This is a genomic window from Psychrobacter sp. AOP5-GZ1-6, from assembly GCF_052376345.1.
Taxonomy (GTDB): domain Bacteria; phylum Pseudomonadota; class Gammaproteobacteria; order Pseudomonadales; family Moraxellaceae; genus Psychrobacter.
The window spans coordinates 1-4,638 of sequence record NZ_JBQSVP010000185.1; the positions used below are offsets into that span (position 1 = coordinate 1).

6 protein-coding genes are annotated in these 4,638 nt (G+C 39.8%); 2 read left to right on the forward strand and 4 right to left on the reverse strand.

Translation table 11 applies throughout. The annotated features are described in order from the left end of the window. Both ACT3RN_RS14560 and ACT3RN_RS14565 read left to right on the forward strand, forming a co-directional pair. Nucleotides 1-723: HNH endonuclease (locus tag ACT3RN_RS14560; RefSeq protein WP_444518753.1), on the forward strand; the 723-nt coding region annotated here is incomplete at its 5' end. A gap of 292 nt (nucleotides 724-1,015) precedes the next feature. Further along, entirely contained in the window at nucleotides 1,016-1,756 is a 741-nt protein-coding gene (locus ACT3RN_RS14565; RefSeq protein ID WP_192992546.1) for an SDR family oxidoreductase, read from the forward strand. Between the two features lie 111 nt (nucleotides 1,757-1,867). Here the strand turns inward: ACT3RN_RS14565 and ACT3RN_RS14570 are convergent, their stop codons facing one another. The 4 genes from ACT3RN_RS14570 to ACT3RN_RS14585 all read right to left on the reverse strand — a co-directional run bounded on the left by ACT3RN_RS14570 (nucleotide 1,868) and on the right by ACT3RN_RS14585 (nucleotide 4,035). Then, nucleotides 1,868-2,284: a S24/S26 family peptidase gene (locus tag ACT3RN_RS14570; protein ID WP_192520816.1), complete on the reverse strand. Its 417-nt coding sequence runs from the start codon at nucleotides 2,282-2,284 to the stop codon at nucleotides 1,868-1,870. Between the two features lie 40 nt (nucleotides 2,285-2,324). Further along, nucleotides 2,325-2,813 (reverse strand): superoxide dismutase, Ni, encoded by a 489-nt coding sequence (gene sodN, locus ACT3RN_RS14575; protein ID WP_192520817.1) that lies wholly within the window; start codon nucleotides 2,811-2,813, stop codon nucleotides 2,325-2,327. Between the two features lie 39 nt (nucleotides 2,814-2,852). Then, complete coding sequence (locus ACT3RN_RS14580; RefSeq protein WP_192520819.1) at nucleotides 2,853-3,071, reverse strand: hypothetical protein; 219 nt, start codon at nucleotides 3,069-3,071, stop codon at nucleotides 2,853-2,855. A gap of 334 nt (nucleotides 3,072-3,405) precedes the next feature. Next, nucleotides 3,406-4,035 carry a superoxide dismutase gene (locus tag ACT3RN_RS14585; RefSeq protein WP_192520821.1) on the reverse strand — a complete coding sequence of 210 codons (630 nt, stop codon included), beginning with the start codon at nucleotides 4,033-4,035 and terminating at the stop codon, nucleotides 3,406-3,408. Nucleotides 4,036-4,638: the final 603 nt, after the last annotated feature.

Here is a 4,638-nt window from a genome sequence, read left to right on the forward strand (position 1 = left end):
AAATATCTAGAGCCAGGCACTCATGTTATTTACTACAAGGGAAGCCTTAAAAATAAATCTTTCTCGAAAGATAGACTATCTAATGCTCCTCACTATTTCGCTATCGCTAAAATCGGTAGAACCTACCCAGACAAAGAAAGTAGTAAAAATGACTTTTTTGCTACCATTACTGACTTTATACCCTTTGAAGAAGCAGTTTTAGCAAAGAGCGACTCCGATTACCTAGAAACAATTCCCGATTCGAGAAAATCTAATTATTGGCGCGATGGGGTACGAGCTATCGATGAAGAAACTTATCATCTTATTAGCTCTAAAGCCACTCCTAACAAAGTTTCAGAGCAAAAGACGGCTTATATCTCAGACAAAACTGGAGGAGATTTTCAGGATTCACTTGAATCTTTCAGTGAAGGCGAAAAATCAAAACGCTATGTGACTAAATACGAAAGAAATCCTAAATACAGAAAGCAAGCGATTGCCATTCACGGTAACTCTTGTGCTGCTTGCGGATTTAACTTTGGAAATTTTTATGGGGAATATGCTGAAGGATTTATTCATGTTCATCATATAATTCCTGTATCAGAATTTGATACACCTAAAGACATAGATCCCGAAACTGATTTAATTCCTCTATGCGCGAATTGCCACTCTGTCGTTCATAGAAAAAAAGATAAGACTTTATCGATTCTTGAAATAAAAAACCTAATAGCGGATAACTCTCTTTAAATATTATAGCTGTGCTTGAAACTTTGCATTATTGATAAATACTATACGAGTATAACTATCAACTTGCCGAAAAACATTTAATCATGAAGGCTTATCTTCAACGAACATCTTTATTTTCATTCCATATATCTTAATAGACACAATTAATAAACTTATCTTAAATTTAGAATACAGAACCGCTCTACTCATTGTCTTTGCACACTGCTAATGTCTATATCGTTAATTAAAAATCATCAGTCAAAGCCCCATATAGGCTTACTGATATCTATTTATAATATTGGAGAAAATATCGATGACAACACTAAATAATAAAGTCGCGATTGTAACCGGTTCATCAAAAGGCATCGGCGCACAGATAGCCATATTACTAGCAGAATCAGGGGCCAAAACCGTTATTAACTATGCAAACGATGACGCCGCAGCCAATGATATCGTCAGCCAGATTAAATCAGCAGGCGGTGAAGCCATCGCTGTGCAAGCAGATGTCAGTGACTCTCAGCAAGTCGCTACGCTGTTTGACACCACCGTCAGTGAATTTGGCAAACCAGATATTTTGGTCAATAGCGCAGGTATGATGATTAATAAACCTATCGCAGAGACCACCGACGAAGACTTTGATCGTACCTTTGCCGTTAACGTCAAAGGCACGTTTAACACATTGCGTGAGGCAGCAGCCAAACTTAATAACGGTGGTCGTGTCGTGAACCTCTCAAGCACGACCACTCGCATGATGTTGCCCACTTATGGCACTTATTGTGCGACCAAAGGCGCAGTCGAGCAGCTGACCCGAGTCTTTGCCAAAGAGATTGGCGAGCGAGGAATCACTGTCAACGCTGTGTCACCCGGTCCAACAGATACCGAGCTATTCAATCAAGGAAAATCAGACGAAACCATCGAAAAGCTCGCCAACATGTCAGCGTTCAACCGTATTGGTGAACCAGTTGACATCGCCCGTGTCGTAGCGTTTTTGGTGAGTGAGGAAGCAGCTTGGGTGACTGGGCAAAATATCGGTGCTAACGGCGGCGTAGCTTAACCAATCGCTGCTATAAAGCTGAGCCTCACATCACACCACCACACCACCACACCACCACACCACCAGCATCACATCACCAAATAAGAAGCCTGTCTTAATGACGGGCTTTTTTTATCTATTTAGCTGATAAATCACCTTTCCGATAAGGTGATGCGCCTCTATCCAGCCCATCGCTGCTTCGCTAGTGCTGGCAATATAATTGTCGCCTTTTAGACGCAGGCGCGTGATGTGGTGCTTTTGTGGACGCCTGTCTGTGCTTTTGGATGCCAGACTGTACTCTAGCTGAGTTATTCGCTTGATAATATGACCATATTTTGGATGGTTTACGGCGACAATATCGCCCACCTTTAATGTCAACTTATCAGCTAATAAACGCTTTACAGATAGACGAGACAGATATTTATTTGAATCAGTCAATACAGCAGAGGATGGTGTTAAATAACCATGCCGACACAGCAATACAAAAGCACCCGACTCAAGAGTCGGGTGCATACTGTTGCCAATGACTTTCATGACTTTAAATTTCATTTAATCGTATTCTGAGCTGCTATTAAGAATACACCTTAGCTTAGCCTAGTTTAGGATAAACGGTTTCTACTTTTGGCTCGTACGGGCAAACGGCACGGTAGGTTTCTACGCCTTTTGAATCCCAAAACGTTGCGGCAAACTCATTCACCAAATCAACCAGTTTTTGAGCATTTTCCACATCGATATGCTGTTTGGCAGCAGAACCAGCTAGCATGATGTCATGCGCTAGTGTATGGATATTTGGGTATTTTTCTAGCAATGCACCCTTAAAGTAATCACCCCAAATAATACGTACTTCATGCTTAACAGACTCAGCATGCTTTTCTTTGTCAGCGACCAAACGTACTAGCTTGGCTTGATCTGCACGGCTGTCGGTTAACGCCTCAATTTGGTGGCAATAACGCAGTACACTTAACGCAAAAATTTGAGCAGGCGTACTGTCATAAATACCACAAGGGATATCACAGTGAGCAGAGACTTGGGCAAATGGTCGAGCACTATCTAGTTTTGTGAGAAGAGTATGGAGCATAATAAACTTCCTTATTATTTTGTTATTGTAAGAACTGGCTTATTTCCCGTTTTTTTTACTAAATTGACGGTAGGCAATAAACACAGCAAACGCAACGGCAGCAGCAATAGCACCATAAAACAGCACATGTACAAGCATGGACTCATTAGCCCCATGATCGTGTCCTGGATGAGCCATCGCGCTGGTACTCATAAATAGTAAAGACAAAACGGCCATCATAGGCGCTAAAACAGTTTGACTGATATTTTGTTTATTCATAATTTTATCCATAAAATTGAGGATGAGATAAGGAAAGTAAGTTTGCGACGTTAAACACTATGAATCTCAATACTATAAAGCCAAGCTCAGTGGCTCTTTATACGTGCCTTATAGATTTCGTCTTTCATAGATCAATTCTTTGACTGACAATAGCGTAAAACAGCCTATTTGTAAATGATTATCATTTATATAATAAGCTGTTTTTATAGGTGAAAGCCTTATTCATAAAGCACTCATCCCTCTTAACACAAAATTTTGGCACAAAAAAAGGACACCTCCCGGTATCCTTTTTCATACTTATAAAGCTAAGATAGCTTAATCATTGCATCGCTATTTACGACTCAACGCCAGCATCTTGACCTTTATATTTTGCGTTAGCATAGTCCCAGTTCACTAGTTTGTCTAGGAACGTATCTACATAGTCAGGACGACGGTTACGGTAATCAACATAGTATGCATGTTCCCATACATCACAGGTCAATACAGCAACTTGACCATTCGCTAATGGTGTACCAGCGTTACCAGTCTTAGCGATTGATAGTTTGCCACCGACTTTGTCAGCGACTAGCCATGCCCAACCTGAACCGAACTGAGTCAATGCTGCATTTTTGAACTCTTCACGGAATTTGTCATAGCTACCGAAATCTTCTTCGATTTTAGCTTTTAGATCACCAGTAGGTTCACCGCCACCATTGGTTGGCGTCATGCAATTCCAATAAAATGTGTGGTTCCATACTTGGGCTGCTTGATTAAACATCCCTTGCTTGCTGTCATCTTCAGCAGTCGCTAAGATGATTTCTGGTAGCGTTTTGCCTTCTAGACCAGAACCTGGTAACAAAGCATTAAGCTTGGTCACGTATGCATTGTGATGCTTATCATGGTGAAATTCTAACGTCTCAGCACTGATATGTGGCTCTAGTGCGTCTTTTGCGTATGGTAGTTCTGGTAAAGTGATATGTGACATATTATTGTATCTCCTGGCTGGTTTAGCCCTCTGATCACTCAGAATAAGCATATGCTTACTGATATATGCTAGAGGCTAAAGTGGCTTGTTTTTATTAAAAATCCTAAAATTGTACTCAACTAGAATACTACTTAATCATTCCCTTAAAGTAAACCTGTCGAAATAAGCGAACGACCAATCTTTATATTATAACTGCAAGTCTTGTTTGTATCATCAAACTTGCATCTTTATAATCACACGCTCTAAACGTGTTGCAAATATTCCAACCTAGGGCGTAGTCTCATCTTAAAAATGGTGATAAAAATGAGATAAATTGCAGCCAAACGAGAAAAGTAGTACAGATAATATCAAGATATCAGCAGGCTACTTGACACTGTTTAGCAAAAATTTAGCTGTTTTTAGCCCATTTAAAGTGTAATGTCCGGATTGAGGACATGCTCTACAAAACTGGTTGATGAATTTAATGAACCGTCAAAAACCATGATTACTAACTTTTGCCATGAAGTATAGCAAAATGAAGATACAAACTCAGTTACTGAATGTTATATCACATCAATAATTACCAATGATAATAATAAATAAAACCAATCAATATCTAATTTT